A 15,348-nucleotide genomic window follows, 5' to 3' on the forward strand; every position below is an offset into this window, starting at 1 on the left:
CTCATGGGGCGACGGTCAGGCCCCGTCCTCCCCGGGAGCCGTCCGGACCGGCTCCACCAGGACCGTGACGATCTTGTTGCGGCGGCCCGCCGCCGACTCCGCCGTCAGTCTCAGGGCCGTCAGGCCCGGGTCCGAGCCGTCGTGCGAGACGTCCACCTCGCCCGTGGCGCCCGCGATCGGGACGCGGCCCAGGGACTTCGCCAGGAGGCCGCCCACCGTCTCCACGTCCTCGTCGTCGAGCTCCAGGTCGTACAGCTCGCCGAGGTCGCCGATGTCCAGGCGGGCCGTGACCCGGTAGCGCTGTTCGCCCAGCGGCTCCACCGGCGGGAGCTCCCGGTCGTACTCGTCGGTGATCTCGCCGACGATCTCCTCCAGGATGTCCTCGATGGTGACGATCCCGGCCGTCGAGCCGTACTCGTCGATCACCACCGCCACATGGATCCGCCGCCGCTGCATCTCCCGCAGCATGTCGTCCGCGTTCTTCGTGTCCGGCACGAAGAACGCCGGGCGCATCGCGGAGGACACCGGCTCGGACTCCGACTCGCGGTTGATGTGCGTACGGCGTGCCAGGTCCTTCACGTACACGATGCCGACGACGTCGTCCTCGTTCTCCCCGGTCACCGGGATCCGTGAGAAGCCCGAGCGCAGCGCCAGCGTCAGCGCCTGCCGGATCGTCTTGAAGCGTTCGATGGTCACCACATCCGTGCGCGGCACCATCACCTCCCGCACGAGGGTGTCGCCGAGCTCGAAGACCGAGTGGACCATACGGGCCTCCTCGTCCTCGATCAGCGACTCCTTCTCCGCGAGGTCCACCATCGCCCGCAGCTCCTGCTCGGAGGCGAACGGGCCCATCCGGTAGCCCTTGCCGGGCGTCAGCGCGTTACCGACGAGGATCAGCAGCCGCGGCACCGGGCCCATGATCCGCGCCAGCGGCAGCAGTACGTACGCGGCGGCCGTCGTCGTACCGACCGGGTGCTGGCGGCCGATCGTGCGCGGCGAGACGCCCACCGCCACGAAGGACACCAGCACCATCACGCCGATCGCGACCGTCAGCGCCTGCCAGGTGCCCTGGACGCGCTCCAGGCTGACGTACGTCACCAGCGCCGCGGCGCCCATCTCGCACGCCACGCGCACCAGCAGCGCCACGTTCAGATACCGCACCGGGTCCGCGGCCACCGCCGTCAGCTTCGCGCTGCCGCGCCGGCCGGCCCGTACCGCCTCCTCCGCGGAGATCCGCGTGGTCCGCGCCAGACCGGCCTCCGCGCAGGCCGCCAGCCAGGCCACGACGACCAGCAGCACCGCCAGGACGATCAGCTGACCGGTCATCGGGTGGTGGGCGCCGGCGACGGGCCCTCGATCCCCCGCTCGGCGCGCCAGCCGTCCACGATCGCCTTCTGCAGTCCGAACATCTCGGCCTTCTCGTCCGGGTCCTCGTGGTCGTACCCGAGCAGATGCAGCACCCCGTGCACGGTGAGCAGCTGCAGCTCCTCGTCCATGGAGTGCTTCGACGGCGCGTCCGCGCCCTGCTTGGCGGCGACCTCCGGGCACAGCACGATGTCCCCGAGCAGCCCCTGGACGGGCTCTTCGTCGTCCTTCGCCGGCGGGCGCAGCTCGTCCATGGGGAACGACATCACGTCCGTCGGGCCCGGCTCGTCCATCCACTGCACGTGCAGCTGCTCCATCGCGGCGGCATCGACCACGATCACGCTGAGCTCGGACAGCGGATGGATCCGCATCCGGGTCAGCGCGTACCGGGCGATGTCCAGGACGGCCTGCTCGTCGATGTCCGTGCCGGACTCGTTGTTCACGTCGATGGACATGGGCTACTTCTTGCCGATCTTTGAGTCGTAGGAGTCGTACGCCTCGACGATCCGGCTGACGAGCTTGTGCCGTACGACGTCCTTGCTGGTCAGCAGGGAGAAGTGGACGTCGTCGACGTCGTCGAGGATGTCCTGGACCTGACGCAGACCGGACTTGGTGCCGCCCGGCAGGTCGACCTGGGTGATGTCGCCCGTGACCACGATCTTCGAGTTGAACCCGAGCCGGGTGAGGAACATCTTCATCTGCTCGGGGTTGGTGTTCTGCGCCTCGTCGAGAATGATGAACGCGTCGTTGAGCGACCGGCCGCGCATGTACGCGAGCGGCGCCACCTCGATCGTCCCCGCCGCCATCAGCCGCGGGATCGAGTCCGGGTCCAGCATGTCGTGCAGCGCGTCGTACAGCGGGCGCAGATACGGGTCGATCTTCTCGTACAGCGTGCCGGGCAGGAAGCCCAGGCGTTCACCGGCCTCGACCGCGGGGCGGGTCAGGATGATCCGGTTGACCTGCTTGGACTGCAGGGCCTGGACGGCCTTGGCCATCGCCAGATACGTCTTGCCGGTACCGGCGGGGCCGATGCCGAACACGATCGTGTGCTTGTCGATGGCGTCGACGTACTTCTTCTGGTTGAGCGTCTTGGGGCGGATGGTGCGGCCCCGGTTGGACAGGATGTTCTGGGTGAGGACCTCGGACGGCGAGCTGTGGCCGCCCGCCTCGCCCTCGTCGCTCTTCTGCAGCATGGCGATGGTGCGCTCCACGGTGTCCTCGGTCATCGGCTGGCCGGTGCGCAGCACCAGCAGCATCTCGTCGAACAGACGCTGGATCAGGGCGACGTCGGACGCGTCGCCGGTGGCGGTCACCTCGTTGCCCCGGACGTGGATGTCGGCGGCCGGGAACGCCTTCTCAATGGTGCGGAGCAGGGAATCGCCGGAGCCCAGCACGGTGACCATGGGGTGCTTCGCCGGGATGGAGATCTGAGCGCGCGCCGCGCCCGCCTCGGGGCGCCGGCTGGAGGGTGTCTGTGTCATGGGCCGGCTCTATGGCCTGCGGATCCCTTTTCCTCGAGAGCGGCTGGATTACGGCCATGGTAGTCGGGATGGCGGGGAGGGGCGCGAGTGGATTTCGTACGGGGCCGGGCGGGCGCGGGTGGAACCCCGCGCCGGGCGGCGGCGTCTTCGGTGCATGGGCGCATCGAGGTTCCTGGGGTTGGCGGTGGTGGTGTTCCTGGTGTTCACCGCCGGCTGTACGGACGGCGGACCGGCCGGTCCGAGGGGCCCGTCCCCCGTCGCGACCGGGGAGCCCGCGTACACCCCGCCCCGTGGTTCGGGCGCCCGTAAACCGGCGCTGAACAGCGACTTCAACGGGGACGGGGTGCAGGACGCGGTGGTGTCCGCGCCGCGCTCGGGCGTGCTGGCCGTGCTGTACGGAGGGTCCGGCGGTGCGTCGCCGGCGCGGAGCACGTGGCTGACGAACCGGTCGGAGGGGGTGCCGGGCGGGGGGCTGTCGCGGTTCGGTTCCCGTACGGCCGCCGCGGATCTGGACCGGGACGGGTTCGCCGATCTGGTGGTGACGTCGCACAGTTCCGAGCTGAACGGTACGCGGGACTGGTTCCGGTTCCTCGTGGTCTGGGGCAGCGCGGGCGGCCTGGGCCGGGGGCGCGAGGGGATCCGGTTCGAGCACCCGCACGCCGGCGGCCGGCCGCCGGGGCAGGGGCTCGGGGTCGCCGTGTGCGATGTCGACGGCGACGGGTATCCCGACATCGCCACCGTCGGTGGCGCGTACGACAACACCCGCGCGCCCGATGCCGGGGAGAACGGCGGCACCGGGGCGCTGCAGGTGCTGCCGGGCCCGATCACGGCACACAGCGCGGACCGCGCCGTACGCGTCGAGGGGGCCGGGGACCAGCTCGCCGCCGGGGACGTCGACGGGGACGGGAGATGCGATCTCGCCGTCGGCCGGGAGCGCGTGTATCCGGGGGCCGCCCGGGAATATCTCGGGCCCGCGCGGAGAATTCCCGGGGGCGGTATGCCGGATCATTCCCATCCGGACAGTTCGGTGATCGCGGACGTGAACGGCGACGAATTCGGTGATCTGGTCCTGGGCATCGAGGAATCCGCCGATCCGGTGACCGGGCAGCCGGTGACGGAGTCGCACGGCGGCCGGGTGCAGGTGCACCTCGGCGGACCGGACGGTCTCTCCCCGCCTGCGCAGGAATTCCATCAGGGCTCTCCCGGGATTCCGGGCGACGTCGAGGCCCTTCGCGAGGACGACACGGACGGTTACGGCGACATGATTCCGGAGAGTTTCGGCAGCGCTCTCGCGGCCGGTTTCATCAATGACGACGATTACGCCGATATCGCGATCGGCATTCCGGGCGAAAGGGTGGCATCCGCGGGTCACGAGGGTTCCGTCCTCGTCCTGTACGGGGGCGGGGACGGGCTGCGGACGGACGGCCTGCAGTTCCTCCGCCCGGATCCCGCCGAGACGGCCGACGACGACGTTCCGGACCACGAGTTCGGCAGCTCCCTGCGGCTGCTGGACCTGTCGGGCGACGGCCGGGCGGAGCTGCTCGTCGGATCCCCGTACGCGTACGCGAAGGGCCACGGGGAGTCCACCATGGGCGGCATCCGCTGCTTTCCGGCGGGTCCCCGGTCACTCGACACCGAGGAATCCTGGAGCGCTTCGCCCCGGAGCCTCGGGATCGGGGACCCGGGCGGCGGGGACGAGACGTTCGGCTACGACCTGGGGCGGTGAGCGTTACTCCCCGGGGAGTAACCCGGCGCCGGGACGCCGCCCCGGGAGTAGCCGTGACTTCGGTCCGGCGGGGGACGAGCGGGGGCTCTTCCGACGGGAGTCTGGTTGACGTGAACCGGATGTCCGAGGGAGAGGGGTGGCCCGAGATGGGGGCCGAACAGGAGACGCGGCACAGGAAGGGCAGGTTCGTTCCCTGGACGCTGCTGGCGATGTGGGTGGTGGTGCTCGCGCTCGCCTTCCCGTTCGCGGGGAAGCTCGGGGGCGCGGAGCAGAACCGGGCGGTGGACTATCTGCCGAGCAGCGCGGACTCCACCCAGGTGGCGAAGATCCAGGAGGCGCTGCCCGGCGGGGAGGCGACGGACCTGGTGGTCGTCTACCACCGTGACGGCGGGCTGACGGACGCCGACCGTTCGACGGCGCAGACCCAGATCGACGAGGTGGCGGCGGCGCACAAACTGACGGCCGTGCCCGAGCCGGTGCCGTCGGAGGACGGCGAGACGCTGATGTACCCGGTGTCGACCACCGAGCCGGGGCAGGACGACGAGCTGCGCAACGCGCTGGTCGAGGACGTGCGGGCGAGCGTCGAGGGCGGCGACGGGCTGAGCGCGGACGTCGGCGGGCCGGGCGGGCTGCAGGCGGACATGAGCGAGGTGTTCGCCTCGCTGGACGGTCCGCTGCTCTACACGACGGTGGCCGTGGTGGCGGTGCTGCTGATCCTGATCTACCGCAGCCCGGTGCTGTGGCTGGTGCCGCTGTTCACGGCGGGCGCCGCCAACTTCCTGGCGATGGCCGTGACGTACGGGCTGCACGAATGGTTCGGCCTGACCGTGACCGGCCAGAGCTCCGGGGTGCTGAGCATCCTGGTCTTCGGCGCCGGTACGGACTACGCGCTGCTGATCGTGTCCCGTTACCGCGAGGAGCTGCGCCGGATCGAGCGCCCGTACGACGCGATGGTCGCCGCCCTGCGCGGCTGCGGTCCGGCGGTGCTGGCGTCGTCCGGCACGGTCGCGGCGGGGCTGCTGTGCCTGCTGGCGGCGGACCTCAACAGCAGCCGGGGGATGGGGCCGCAGGGCACCGTGGGCGTGCTGAGCGCGCTGGTCGCGATGATGACGCTGCTGCCGGCGCTGCTGGTGCTGCTGGGCCGGCGGGTGTTCTGGCCGCTGGTGCCGGCGTTCGGCTCCGAGGTCAGGCAGCGGCGGTCGGTGTTCGCCGCGATGGGCTCCTCCGCCGGGCGGCGGCCGCTGACGGTGCTGGCCACGGGCGCGGTGCTGCTCGGGGCGCTGGCGCTGGGCACGCTGAACCTGACGGGGTCGCTGAAGCAGGAGGACAACTTCACCGACCGGCCCGAGTCGATCGCCGCGGGCGAGACCCTCGCCGGCGCCTTCCCCGAGCGGGGCGCCCAGCCCATCGAGGTCGTCGTACCGGCCGCGCGGGCGGACCGGGCGCTGGCAAAGGTGCGCGGTACGCAGGGGGTCGCCGCCGCCGAGCCGGGGCGTACGGCCGACGGCTGGTCGGAGATCACGGTGTTCGCCGAAGCGCCGCCCGAGTCGGCCGGTGAGATCGCGACGATCGAGGCGCTGCGGGAGGAGCTCGACGGCGGCTACGTCGGCGGGCCCAGCGCCCAGCAGATCGACCTGCAGGACACCAACTCCCGGGACCGGTGGGTCGTCGTACCGCTGGTGCTGGTCTCCGTCCTGCTGATCCTCATCGGTCTGCTGCGCAGTCTGGTCGCCCCGCTGATCCTGGTCGGCGCGGTGGTCGCGGTGTGGGCGGCGGCGCTGGGCATCGGCGGGCTGGTCTTCGAGCCGGTGTTCGGCTTCGCGGGCACCGACCCGGGGCTGCCGCTGCTGACGTTCGTCTTCCTGGTGGCGCTCGGTGTGGACTACGGGATCTTCCTGATGCACCGGATGCGCGAGGAGTCCCTGTCGGGGCTGGAGCCGGCGCCGGCCGCGCTGAAGGCGCTGAGCAGCACCGGAGCGGTGATCGCGTCGGCGGGGCTGGTGCTGGCGGCGACGTTCTCCGTGCTGACCAACATGCCGCTGGTGATGCTGGTGGAGATGGGATTCGTCATCGCGGTGGGCGTGCTGCTGGACACGTTCCTGGTCCGTACGTACCTGGTCACCTCGGCGAGCGTGGCCCTGGGCCGCAAGGTCTGGTGGCCCGGCCCGCTGTCGAAGGCGCCGGCCGCGGCGCCGGCCGCCGAGCGGGAGCCGGTGGGTGTCGCCTGAGGTACGGCGGCGTCGGACCCCCCGGGCCGGTGTACCCGGGGGGTCCCGGTCGCGGGGGTCGATCGGCGAGGATGAGGGCGTGCTGACCGTCAGAGTGCATCCGGGGCGCCGCCGCAGGCGGCCCGTCCGCCGCGACTTCCTGGTCGCGGCGGCGATCGGCGCGGTGTCGGTGCCGCTGGCGTTCGTCGCCCAGGGGGACAACGCGCACACGCCCGACATGCTGGGGTGGCTGCTGTTCGGGCTGTCGGCGCTGACCCTGGCGTGGCGGCGGATCTATCCGATGGGCGCGCTCGCCGCGCTGGTCGTCGTCGAGGGCACGTACCACTCCCTGAACAACGCCCACTCGGCGCTGATCGTCGTGAGCATCGCGGCCATCTACTCCCTCGCCGTGGCCGGCCCGCGGCGGCGCACCCTGATCGTGGTGCCGACGATGCTCGCCGTCGCGATCACGATGATGAGCTTCATCAATCCCCACCGCAGCGTCGAACTGGCCCGGATCTCCGGCTGGATCCTCGCCACCGGGCTGGCCGGCGAGGCGGTGCGGGTGCACCGCAACTACATCGGCGCCATCGTCGAGCGCGCCGAACGCGCCGAACGCACCCGGGAGGAGACGGCCGCCCGCCGGGTCGCCGAGGAGCGGCTGCGCATCGCCCGCGACCTGCACGATCTCCTCGCGCACAGCATCACGCTGATCGGCGTGCAGACGTCCGTCGCCGCCCATGTGCTGACCGCCGACCCCGAGCGGCTGGACCGGGCGGCGCTCTCCGAGGCGCTGGACCAGATCGCGGAGACCTGCCGCGAGTCGCGCGGTGAGCTCAAGCGGACGCTGGAGGTGCTGCGCGCCGAGGAGGACAGCGGACCGCCGCCGGGGCTCGCGGGGCTGTCCGACCTGGGCAAGTCCGCCGAGTCGGCGGGCGCTTCGGTGGCGCTCACCGTGGACGCGACGGGCGGCGCGGTGCCGCCGGCGGTCGGCGCGGCGGCGTACCGGATCGTCCAGCAGGCGCTGACCAACGCCGTGCAGCACGGGGGCTCGGCGGTACGGATCGGGGTGACCGTCTTCCTGGACCGCGCGGCGGGATCGCTGCGGGTGGAGGTCGTCGACGACGGTACGCCCGCCCCCGACGACGATGCCGCCGCCGTCCCGTCGTCCGGTTTCGGCCTGATAGGGATGCGCGAGCGGGCCCGCAGCGTCGGCGGCACGCTGGTCGCCGGCCCCCGGCCCGACGCGCCTGGTTTCGCCGTACGGGCCCTGCTGCCGTGCGGCGAAGCCGTCTGACCCCCCTTTTTTCCGCCGATTTCGTACGCCGATTTCTTACGCCGTTTCCTGGAGCCGCCCGATGACCCGCCCGATCCGTGTCGTCCTCGCCGACGACCAGCACCTCGTCCGCTCCGCCTTCGCGATGCTGATCTCCGCCACCCCCGGCATGGAAATCGTCGGCGAGGCGGCGGACGGCCGGGAGGCCGTGGCCCTGGCCCGCGACGCGCGGGCGGACCTGGTGGTGATGGACATCCGGATGCCGGTCCTGGACGGCATCGAGGCGACCCGGCTGATCGCCGCCGAGGAGGATCTGGCGGGGGTGCGGGTGCTGGTCCTGACGACGTACGACACGGACGAGCACATCATCGAGGCGCTGCGGGCGGGGGCGTCGGGCTTCCTGGTGAAGGACACCCGGCCGGCCGATCTGCTGGAGGCGATCCGCACGGTCGCGGCCGGGGAGGCGCTGCTGTCGCCGGGGCCCACGGCGCGGCTGATCGAACGGGTCGTCAAGCTCCCGGACGCCCGGACCGCACCGGGCGCCCAGCCGGAGGCCCTGCGGGAGCTGTCGCCGCGGGAGCGGGAGGTGCTGGGGCTGGTCGCGCGGGGGCTGAACAACACGGAGATCGCCGAGACGCTGAGCCTGTCACCGCTGACGGCGAAGACGCACGTGAGCCGGATCATGGGGAAGCTGGGGGCGCGGGACCGGGCGCAGCTGGTGGTGCTGGCGTACGAGTCGGGGCTGATCGTGCCGGGGGCGTCCTAACGGGGCTCGCTCCAGGGGGTCACCCGCAGGCGTCCGGTCGTGCCGAGGTCGAGGCCGCCGTCCACGGTCACGGTCTGCGGTGCGCCGCCGGGGGCCGGGGTGACCTCGAGGCCGGGGGCGCGGACGGCGGGGATGTCGACGCGGTCGACGGTGTTGCGCCAGGAGATCACGGAGGTCGCCGTCTCCCCCGGGTCGAGGCGGACCGGCATCGGGGCGGGGGCCTCCTGGCCGTCGGGGGTGAGGCCCTCGTCGATCCGGGTGCCGGTGGGGTCGCCCTCCTCGTCGAGGGGACGCAGGCCGGGGTAGCCCTGGACCGTGACGGGGGCGCCGGTGCAGTTCGTCAGGGTCAGGGCCATCGCGCGCAGCCCCATCGCGGCGTCGGGACGCTCGGCGGTGACCTGGAGGGCGTCGGCCTCGCAGGCGGTCGCGGGCGCGGTGGGTTCCTCGCCGCCGGGACGAACCTCGGGGCGGCCGCCGGGGAGGGTGAGCTCGGGGGTGGGCGACGGAGACGTATCGGCCCCGACCGTGACGTCCCGGGGCTTGGGCCCGGGCTCCTCGCAGCCCACGGCGAGGAGGAGAACGGCGGCGGCCAGCGTGGCCGGAACCAGTTGTCTGAGCGTGTGCATGAGACCCCCCTGTCGCAGTCGATCTTAGAGGGCCCGTACGACCGGGGTACTCTCACGCCGACCCGGGATCGCACCGACGATCCCGACCACCCCCCAGGGAGCACCCTCATGCACACCGGTCTGCGCCGCGCCGCCGTGGCCGCACTCGCCGTCTCCGTCCTCGCCGTGACCGCCGCGTGCGGGGGCTCGGACGACGGGAAGGACGAGGGCGGCAAGCCGTCCGCCTCCGCCGCCGACCCGAAGCCGGTGGAGGCCCAGCCCCTGACGCAGGCGCAGGTCAAGGCGGCGCTGCTCACCGCGGCCGACATACCCAAGGGGTGGAAGGCCGACAAGGACCTGAGCACCGCGAACGCCGGGCGCGACGAGTTCCAGATCGGCACCGCCGACACGAAGGCCGAGTCCTGCCAGCCGGTGCTGGACGCCCTGGTGGGCGGCACGGCGGCCCCGAAGCCCACGCGCGGCGAGGTCATCGGCTTCACCAGGTCGGACGTCGGCCCGTGGCTGATGACCGGCGTCCTCACGTACCCGGAGAAGGACGCGAAGGACGTCATGACCACCGAGCCGCCGGCGAAGGACTGCCTCTCCGTGCCCGGCGACTTCGAGGGCGACAAAGCGACGTTCGAGTACAAGGAGCTGACGGTACCGGAGGCGGGCGACGAGTCGCTCGGCTTCACCCTGCTGGCGAACGTGATCGGCACGAAGGCCGACCCGGGCTACACGGTGCGCTACGACTACGCCTACGCCCGGGTCGGCGCGACGGTGGTGGCCCTCACCCAGCTGAGCATCGACAAGGCGGACACCTCCGCGCTGGAGGCCGGCCTCGCGGCGGCGGTGGCGAAGGCCGAGAAGGCCGGCGCCAAGGCGTAGCCCCTGTCCGCGCGGTCCGGCGGGCGCGGCCTATGCTCGCCGTATGAGCGAGAGCGTCCCGCTGGACCCCGAGGACAAGAAGATCGTCACCCTGGCCCGCAGCGCGCGGGCGCGGGGCAACGCGCCCGAGGGCGCGGCCGTACGGGACGACACCGGCCGTACGTATGTGGCGGGCCCGGTCCGCCTGGAGTCGCTGCGGCTGACCGCGCTGCAGACGGCGGTCGCCATGGCCGTGGCCTCCGGCGCCGCGTCCCTTGAGGCGGCGGCGGTCGTGACGGCGGCGGACGCGCTGACGGACGCGGAGCGCGCGGCGGTCCGGGAGCTGGGCGGGGCGGGGACGCCGATCCTGCTCGCGGGCCCGGACGGCACCGTGCGGGAGACGCTCGACGCGGACTGACGCCGGGTGGTGAGCGGGGTGTGCGGGATCGGGGAGAATGAACGCCATGAGCGCCCGTAACCCTGACGCCCCGCCCGTCCACCGCGCCGGCTTCGCCTGCTTCGTCGGCCGGCCCAACGCGGGCAAGTCGACCCTGACGAACGCTCTGGTCGGCCAGAAGGTGGCCATCACCTCGAACCGGCCGCAGACCACCCGGCACACGGTGCGCGGCATCGTGCACCGCCCCGAGGCGCAGCTGATCCTGGTCGACACCCCCGGCTACCACAAGCCCCGCACGCTGCTGGGCGAGCGGCTGAACGACGTGGTCCGCTCGACGTGGGCGGAGGTCGACGTGATCGGCTTCTGTCTCCCGGCGAACGAGAAGCTGGGCCCCGGCGACCGGTTCATCGCGAACGAGCTGGCGTCCCTGAAGCGCACCCCGAAGGTCGCCGTCGTCACCAAGACGGACCTGGCCGACCCGGAGACCATCTCGCGCCAGCTCCTCGCCGTCGACAAGCTCGCCAAGGAGCTCGGCTTCGAGTGGGCGGAGATCGTCCCGGTGTCCGCGGCGAAGGGCGACCAGGTCGGGCTGCTCGCCGATCTGCTGATCCCGATGCTGCCGGAGGGCCCGGAGCTGTACCCGGGCGGCGATCTGACGGACGAGCCGGAGCAGGTGATGGTCGCCGAGCTGATCCGCGAGGCGGCCCTGGAGGGCGTACGGGACGAGCTGCCGCACTCCATCGCGGTGGTCGTGGAGGAGATGGAGCCGCGGGAGGACCGCCCGGCCGACCGGCCGCTGGTGGACATCCACGCGAACCTCTTCATCGAGCGGCCCTCGCAGAAGGGCATCATCATCGGCCCGAAGGGCGCGCGGCTGCGCGAGATCGGGACGAAGGCGCGCGCGCAGATCGAGGCGCTGCTGGGCACGCCAGTGTTCCTGGACATCCATGTGAAGGTCGCCAAGGACTGGCAGCGGGACCCGAAGCAGCTGCGCCGGCTCGGCTTCTGATCCCGCTCCCCGTCCTGTCCCCGAAGGGTTACGCCCCTTCCTTGAGCACGGCCGTGATCACCGCCCGCTGGGCGTCGGTGAGCCGCGGGTCCGCGCAGTACACCGTCCGGCCGTCGACGGTCAGCGTGTAGCTGAAGCCGTCGGGCACGCCGATCGGCGGGGTGTCGCGGCCGGCCTCCAGCGCCTGGCGGGCCAGGTCGTGGAGACCGGCGGCGTCCGCGCGGCCGGTGGTGTCCAGTGTCGCGTGGCGGCGGATGCCGCCGAATCCTCCGGTGCGGGTAACCGTTATACGCATGAGGGACCGTCTACCCCTCGGACCGCGCGGTGTCACCCTCCTCGGGGGCGGCGGACGCCGTCTCGGGGGCCGGGGTGACCTGGCGGGGCACCTCGGCGGAGACCGGGACGCCGACCTGCGACCAGGCGCTCTGCACGGCGGAGTACTCCGCGCCGTCGCCGTAGCGGGACTGCGCGGCCGTCACCGTGAGCCGGGCGAACTCCGCGAAGTCCGCCGAGGGGCGCAACTCGCCGCCGGTGAGCACGTCGTACCAGATCTGTCCGGCGCGCTCCCACGCGTGGCCGCCGAGCTCCTGGGCGAGCAGGAAGAAGGCGTGGTTGGGGATCCCGGAGTTGATGTGCACGCCGCCGTTGTCGGAGGAGGTGCGCACGTAGTCGTCCATGGTGGCGGGCTGCGGGTCCTTGCCGAGGACGTCGTCGTCGTACGCGGTGCCCGGCTCCTTCATCGAGCGCAGCGCCACCCCGCTCACCCGGGGGGCGAGGAGTCCGGCGCCGATCAGCCAGTCGGCGACGTCGGCGGTCTGGCCGAGGGCGTACTGCTTGATGAGCGAGCCGAAGACGTCGGACACCGACTCGTTCAGGGCGCCGGACTGGCCGAAGTACTCGAGGTTCGCCGTGTACTGCGTGACGCCGTGGGTCAGCTCGTGGCCGATGACGTCGAGGGGGATGGTGAAGTCGAGGAAGATCTCGCCGTCACCGTCGCCGAACACCATCTGCTGCCCGTCCCAGAAGGCGTTGTTGTAGTCGGTGTCGTAGTGCACGCTGGCGTCGAGCGGCAGTCCGGCGCCGTCGATGGAGACGCGGGAGAACGCGCTCAGATACAGCTCGAAGGTGGCGCCGAGGCCGGCGTAGGCGCGGTTGACCGAGGTGTCGCGGACGTCCTTGGAGCCCTCGGAGCGGACCTTCTTCCCCGGCAGGTCGGTCTTGCGCCGGGCGTCGTAGATCGTCCGCCGGGGCCCGGCGCCGGGCTCGGCGGCGACGGCCTCGGGCGCGGCGAGGGTACGGACCGTGGTGATCCGGCGGCGGGTGCGCTGCAGCGCGTCGTGCTCGAGGGTGCGGCGGGCCGGGGCCGAGACCACCGGGTCGTCGTTCCGTGCCATCTTGTCCAGTACATGCGGTGGCACGATCCCGCAGAACACGGGATGAGTCGGCGTAGTCTTCATGACCGGCAATCTGGCACCGGGTGTGAGCTGTGTCACGGCAAACGCCCGGATTTCCCGAATACGAGTGGTGTGGACTTGCGTGTCGGGCTGTTGTCTGCTTGTCCTGCATACTGGTTGTGTCCCGCATAGTGATACGGACCTCCGCACATCCGGACGGGTCGGCTACGCTGATCGCACCATGCGTTTCGGGCTGCTCCTCCTTAGCCGCCGCGGCGAGGGTCCGCTGTCGTAAAGACCGACCCCCTCCCCGCGGAGTCTGGTGCTGCTTCACGTCGGTCTCATGCAGCCACCCCCGTAGAGGAAAAGCCCATGAGCAACCCCACGCCCATCACCGCCGCCACCGTCCGCCAGCGGCCCACCGCGATGCCGGTCCACAAGTACCGGGGCTACGAGGCCGTGGAGATCCCCGACCGGACCTGGCCGGACAACCGGATCACCAAGGCGCCGCGCTGGCTGTCCACCGATCTGCGCGACGGCAACCAGGCGCTGATCGACCCCATGTCGCCCGCCCGCAAGCGCGAGATGTTCGACCTGCTGGTCCGCATGGGCTACAAGGAGATCGAGGTCGGCTTCCCGTCCTCCGGCCAGACGGACTTCGACTTCGTACGGTCCATCATCGAGGACGACGCGATCCCCGAGGACGTGACGATCTCCGTCCTGACCCAGGCCCGCGAGGAGCTGATCGAGCGGACCGTGGAGTCCCTGCGCGGGGCGCACCACGCGACCGTGCACCTGTACAACGCGACCGCGCCGGTCTGGCGCGAGGTCGTCTTCCGGGGCTCCCGCGACGCGGTACGCCAGATCGCCGTCGACGGCACCCGGCTGGTCATGGAGTACGCGGAGAAGCTGCTGGACGACCGGACGGTGTTCGGCTACCAGTACAGCCCGGAGATCTTCACCGACACCGAGCTGGACTTCGCGCTGGAGGTCTGCGAGGGCGTCATGGACGTCTGGCAGCCCGAGGCCGGCCGCGAGATCATCCTGAACCTGCCGGCGACCGTCGAGCGCTCCACGCCGTCCACCCACGCGGACCGCTTCGAGTGGATGTCGCGCAATCTGTCGCGCCGCGAGCACGTATGCCTGTCCGTGCACCCGCACAACGACCGGGGCACCGCCGTCGCCGCCGCCGAGCTGGCGCTGATGGCCGGCGCGGACCGGATCGAGGGCTGTCTGTTCGGCCAGGGCGAGCGCACCGGCAACGTCGACCTGGTCACCCTGGGCATGAACCTGTTCTCCCAGGGCATCGACCCGCAGATCGACTTCTCGGACATCGACGAGATCCGCCGTACGGCCGAGTACTGCAACCAGATGCAGATCCACCCGCGCCACCCGTACGCCGGTGATCTGGTCTACACCGCCTTCTCCGGCTCCCACCAGGACGCCATCAAGAAGGGCTTCGAGGCCATGGCCGTCAAGGCCGAGGAGCGGGGCGTCACGGTCGACGAGCTGGAGTGGGCGGTGCCGTATCTGCCCATCGACCCCAAGGACGTGGGGCGCTCGTACGAGGCCGTCATCCGGGTCAACTCGCAGTCCGGCAAGGGCGGCATCGCGTACGTCCTGCAGAACGAGCACAGCCTGGAGCTGCCGCGGCGGATGCAGATCGAGTTCTCGAAGATCATCCAGGCGCGGACGGACTCCGACGGCGGCGAGATCACGCCGGGCGAGATCTGGGCGGCCTTCCAGGACGAGTACCTGCCGAACCCGGGCAACTCGTGGGGCCACATCCAGCTGCGCGGCGGGCAGTCCACGACGGACACCGACGGCGTGGACACGCTGACCGTCACCGCCTCCGTCGACGGGGTCGAGAAGACGCTGGTCGGTACGGGCAACGGTCCGATCTCCGCGTTCTTCCACGCGCTGCAGGGCGTCGGGATCGACGCGCGGCTGCTGGACTACACCGAGCACACCCTGAGCGAGGGCGCGCGGGCGCAGGCCGCCTCGTACATCGAGATCGCGGTCGACGGTCAGGTGCTGTGGGGCATCGGCATCGACTCCAACACCACCCGGGCGTCGCTGAAGGCCGTCGTGTCCGCGGTGAACCGCGCGAAGCGGTAGTCCTTTTTCCGTCCTTCCCACGTCTGTTTTCCGCCCCCGGGGCCGGGTACCTGCGGGTATCCGGGTCCGGGGGCTGACGTACGCGCTCCGTGTGGCTAACATCACGTCTCAATGCGGCAGTGTTGCGGCAGCGTTAC

Annotated in this window: 14 protein-coding genes; 8 read left to right on the forward strand and 6 right to left on the reverse strand. The window is 71.7% G+C overall.

Annotation, left to right across the window (positions count from 1 at the left end):
* Nucleotides 1–15: 15 nt before the first annotated feature.
* From SRB5_RS08410 to SRB5_RS08420, 3 genes are read right to left on the reverse strand one after another with little or no spacing between them, the layout of a single operon-like run.
* A complete protein-coding gene (locus tag SRB5_RS08410; RefSeq protein ID WP_153450785.1) occupies nucleotides 16–1,326 on the reverse strand; it encodes a hemolysin family protein in 1,311 nt (436 codons plus the stop codon).
* A complete protein-coding gene (gene ybeY, locus SRB5_RS08415; protein ID WP_153450786.1) occupies nucleotides 1,323–1,820 on the reverse strand; it encodes an rRNA maturation RNase YbeY in 498 nt (165 codons plus the stop codon). The genes SRB5_RS08410 and ybeY overlap by 4 nt, the downstream gene beginning before the upstream one ends.
* Before the next feature lie 3 nt (nucleotides 1,821–1,823).
* Nucleotides 1,824–2,846, reverse strand: coding sequence for a PhoH family protein (locus tag SRB5_RS08420; RefSeq protein WP_153450787.1), 1,023 nt, complete (start codon nucleotides 2,844–2,846; stop codon nucleotides 1,824–1,826).
* 154 nt (nucleotides 2,847–3,000) lie between these two features.
* Between SRB5_RS08420 and SRB5_RS08425 the strand changes: the two genes are divergently transcribed.
* From SRB5_RS08425 to SRB5_RS08440, 4 genes are all read left to right on the forward strand, one after another.
* Nucleotides 3,001–4,572: a VCBS repeat-containing protein gene (locus SRB5_RS08425; protein WP_194292876.1), complete on the forward strand. Its 1,572-nt coding sequence runs from the start codon at nucleotides 3,001–3,003 to the stop codon at nucleotides 4,570–4,572.
* 146 nt (nucleotides 4,573–4,718) lie between these two features.
* On the forward strand, nucleotides 4,719–6,800 hold the full coding sequence (locus SRB5_RS08430) for an MMPL family transporter (protein WP_153450789.1): 2,082 nt from the start codon (nucleotides 4,719–4,721) through the stop codon (nucleotides 6,798–6,800).
* Between the two features lie 79 nt (nucleotides 6,801–6,879).
* Nucleotides 6,880–8,076 (forward strand): sensor histidine kinase, encoded by a 1,197-nt coding sequence (locus SRB5_RS08435; RefSeq protein ID WP_323377275.1) that lies wholly within the window; start codon nucleotides 6,880–6,882, stop codon nucleotides 8,074–8,076.
* Nucleotides 8,077–8,137: 61 nt separating this feature from the next.
* Complete coding sequence (locus tag SRB5_RS08440) at nucleotides 8,138–8,821, forward strand: response regulator (RefSeq protein ID WP_153450790.1); 684 nt, start codon at nucleotides 8,138–8,140, stop codon at nucleotides 8,819–8,821.
* On the opposite strand, the gene SRB5_RS08445 is transcribed toward SRB5_RS08440, so the two are convergent.
* Nucleotides 8,818–9,447 carry a DUF4232 domain-containing protein gene (locus tag SRB5_RS08445; RefSeq protein WP_153450791.1) on the reverse strand — a complete coding sequence of 210 codons (630 nt, stop codon included), beginning with the start codon at nucleotides 9,445–9,447 and terminating at the stop codon, nucleotides 8,818–8,820. The two genes, SRB5_RS08440 and SRB5_RS08445, sit on opposite strands and share 4 nt — an antisense overlap.
* Nucleotides 9,448–9,555: 108 nt before the next feature.
* On the opposite strand from SRB5_RS08445, the gene SRB5_RS08450 reads away from it, so the two are divergent.
* The 3 genes from SRB5_RS08450 to era are packed head-to-tail and all read left to right on the forward strand — an operon-like array spanning nucleotide 9,556 to nucleotide 11,699.
* Complete coding sequence (locus SRB5_RS08450) at nucleotides 9,556–10,314, forward strand: hypothetical protein (RefSeq protein WP_153450792.1); 759 nt, start codon at nucleotides 9,556–9,558, stop codon at nucleotides 10,312–10,314.
* 43 nt (nucleotides 10,315–10,357) lie between these two features.
* The gene (locus tag SRB5_RS08455; protein ID WP_153450793.1) at nucleotides 10,358–10,711 is read left to right on the forward strand and encodes a cytidine deaminase; all 354 of its coding nucleotides are present in this window, start codon (nucleotides 10,358–10,360) and stop codon (nucleotides 10,709–10,711) included.
* A gap of 46 nt (nucleotides 10,712–10,757) precedes the next feature.
* Nucleotides 10,758–11,699: a GTPase Era gene (gene era, locus SRB5_RS08460; protein WP_153450794.1), complete on the forward strand. Its 942-nt coding sequence runs from the start codon at nucleotides 10,758–10,760 to the stop codon at nucleotides 11,697–11,699.
* Nucleotides 11,700–11,727: 28 nt separating this feature from the next.
* Here era and SRB5_RS08465 read toward each other — a convergent pair whose 3' ends face one another.
* Complete coding sequence (locus SRB5_RS08465; RefSeq protein WP_153450795.1) at nucleotides 11,728–11,994, reverse strand: protealysin inhibitor emfourin; 267 nt, start codon at nucleotides 11,992–11,994, stop codon at nucleotides 11,728–11,730.
* Between the two features lie 10 nt (nucleotides 11,995–12,004).
* Nucleotides 12,005–13,156 (reverse strand): M4 family metallopeptidase, encoded by a 1,152-nt coding sequence (locus SRB5_RS08470; RefSeq protein ID WP_153450796.1) that lies wholly within the window; start codon nucleotides 13,154–13,156, stop codon nucleotides 12,005–12,007.
* A 309-nt stretch (nucleotides 13,157–13,465) separates the two neighbouring features.
* On the opposite strand from SRB5_RS08470, the gene leuA reads away from it, so the two are divergent.
* Nucleotides 13,466–15,211, forward strand: a complete 1,746-nt coding sequence (gene leuA / locus SRB5_RS08475; protein WP_153450797.1) for a 2-isopropylmalate synthase — start codon at nucleotides 13,466–13,468, stop codon at nucleotides 15,209–15,211.
* The last annotated feature ends 137 nt before the right edge of the window (nucleotides 15,212–15,348 follow it).

This window comes from Streptomyces smaragdinus, from assembly GCF_009604385.1.
Classification (GTDB): domain Bacteria; phylum Actinomycetota; class Actinomycetes; order Streptomycetales; family Streptomycetaceae; genus Streptomyces; species Streptomyces smaragdinus.

Bases quoted from the DNA above. Each gene is read 5' to 3' on its own strand.
- SRB5_RS08410 (WP_153450785.1), bottom strand. From the start codon at position 1,326: ATGACCGGTCAGCTGATCGTCCTGGCGGTGCTGCTGGTCGTCGTGGCC.
- ybeY (WP_153450786.1), bottom strand. From the start codon at position 1,820: ATGTCCATCGACGTGAACAACGAGTCCGGCACGGACATCGACGAGCAG.
- SRB5_RS08420 (WP_153450787.1), bottom strand. From the start codon at position 2,846: ATGACACAGACACCCTCCAGCCGGCGCCCCGAGGCGGGCGCGGCGCGC.
- SRB5_RS08425 (WP_194292876.1), top strand. From the start codon at position 3,001: ATGGGCGCATCGAGGTTCCTGGGGTTGGCGGTGGTGGTGTTCCTGGTG.
- SRB5_RS08430 (WP_153450789.1), top strand. From the start codon at position 4,719: ATGGGGGCCGAACAGGAGACGCGGCACAGGAAGGGCAGGTTCGTTCCC.
- SRB5_RS08440 (WP_153450790.1), top strand. From the start codon at position 8,138: ATGACCCGCCCGATCCGTGTCGTCCTCGCCGACGACCAGCACCTCGTC.
- SRB5_RS08445 (WP_153450791.1), bottom strand. From the start codon at position 9,447: ATGCACACGCTCAGACAACTGGTTCCGGCCACGCTGGCCGCCGCCGTT.
- SRB5_RS08450 (WP_153450792.1), top strand. From the start codon at position 9,556: ATGCACACCGGTCTGCGCCGCGCCGCCGTGGCCGCACTCGCCGTCTCC.
- SRB5_RS08455 (WP_153450793.1), top strand. From the start codon at position 10,358: ATGAGCGAGAGCGTCCCGCTGGACCCCGAGGACAAGAAGATCGTCACC.
- era (WP_153450794.1), top strand. From the start codon at position 10,758: ATGAGCGCCCGTAACCCTGACGCCCCGCCCGTCCACCGCGCCGGCTTC.
- SRB5_RS08465 (WP_153450795.1), bottom strand. From the start codon at position 11,994: ATGCGTATAACGGTTACCCGCACCGGAGGATTCGGCGGCATCCGCCGC.
- SRB5_RS08470 (WP_153450796.1), bottom strand. From the start codon at position 13,156: ATGAAGACTACGCCGACTCATCCCGTGTTCTGCGGGATCGTGCCACCG.
- leuA (WP_153450797.1), top strand. From the start codon at position 13,466: ATGAGCAACCCCACGCCCATCACCGCCGCCACCGTCCGCCAGCGGCCC.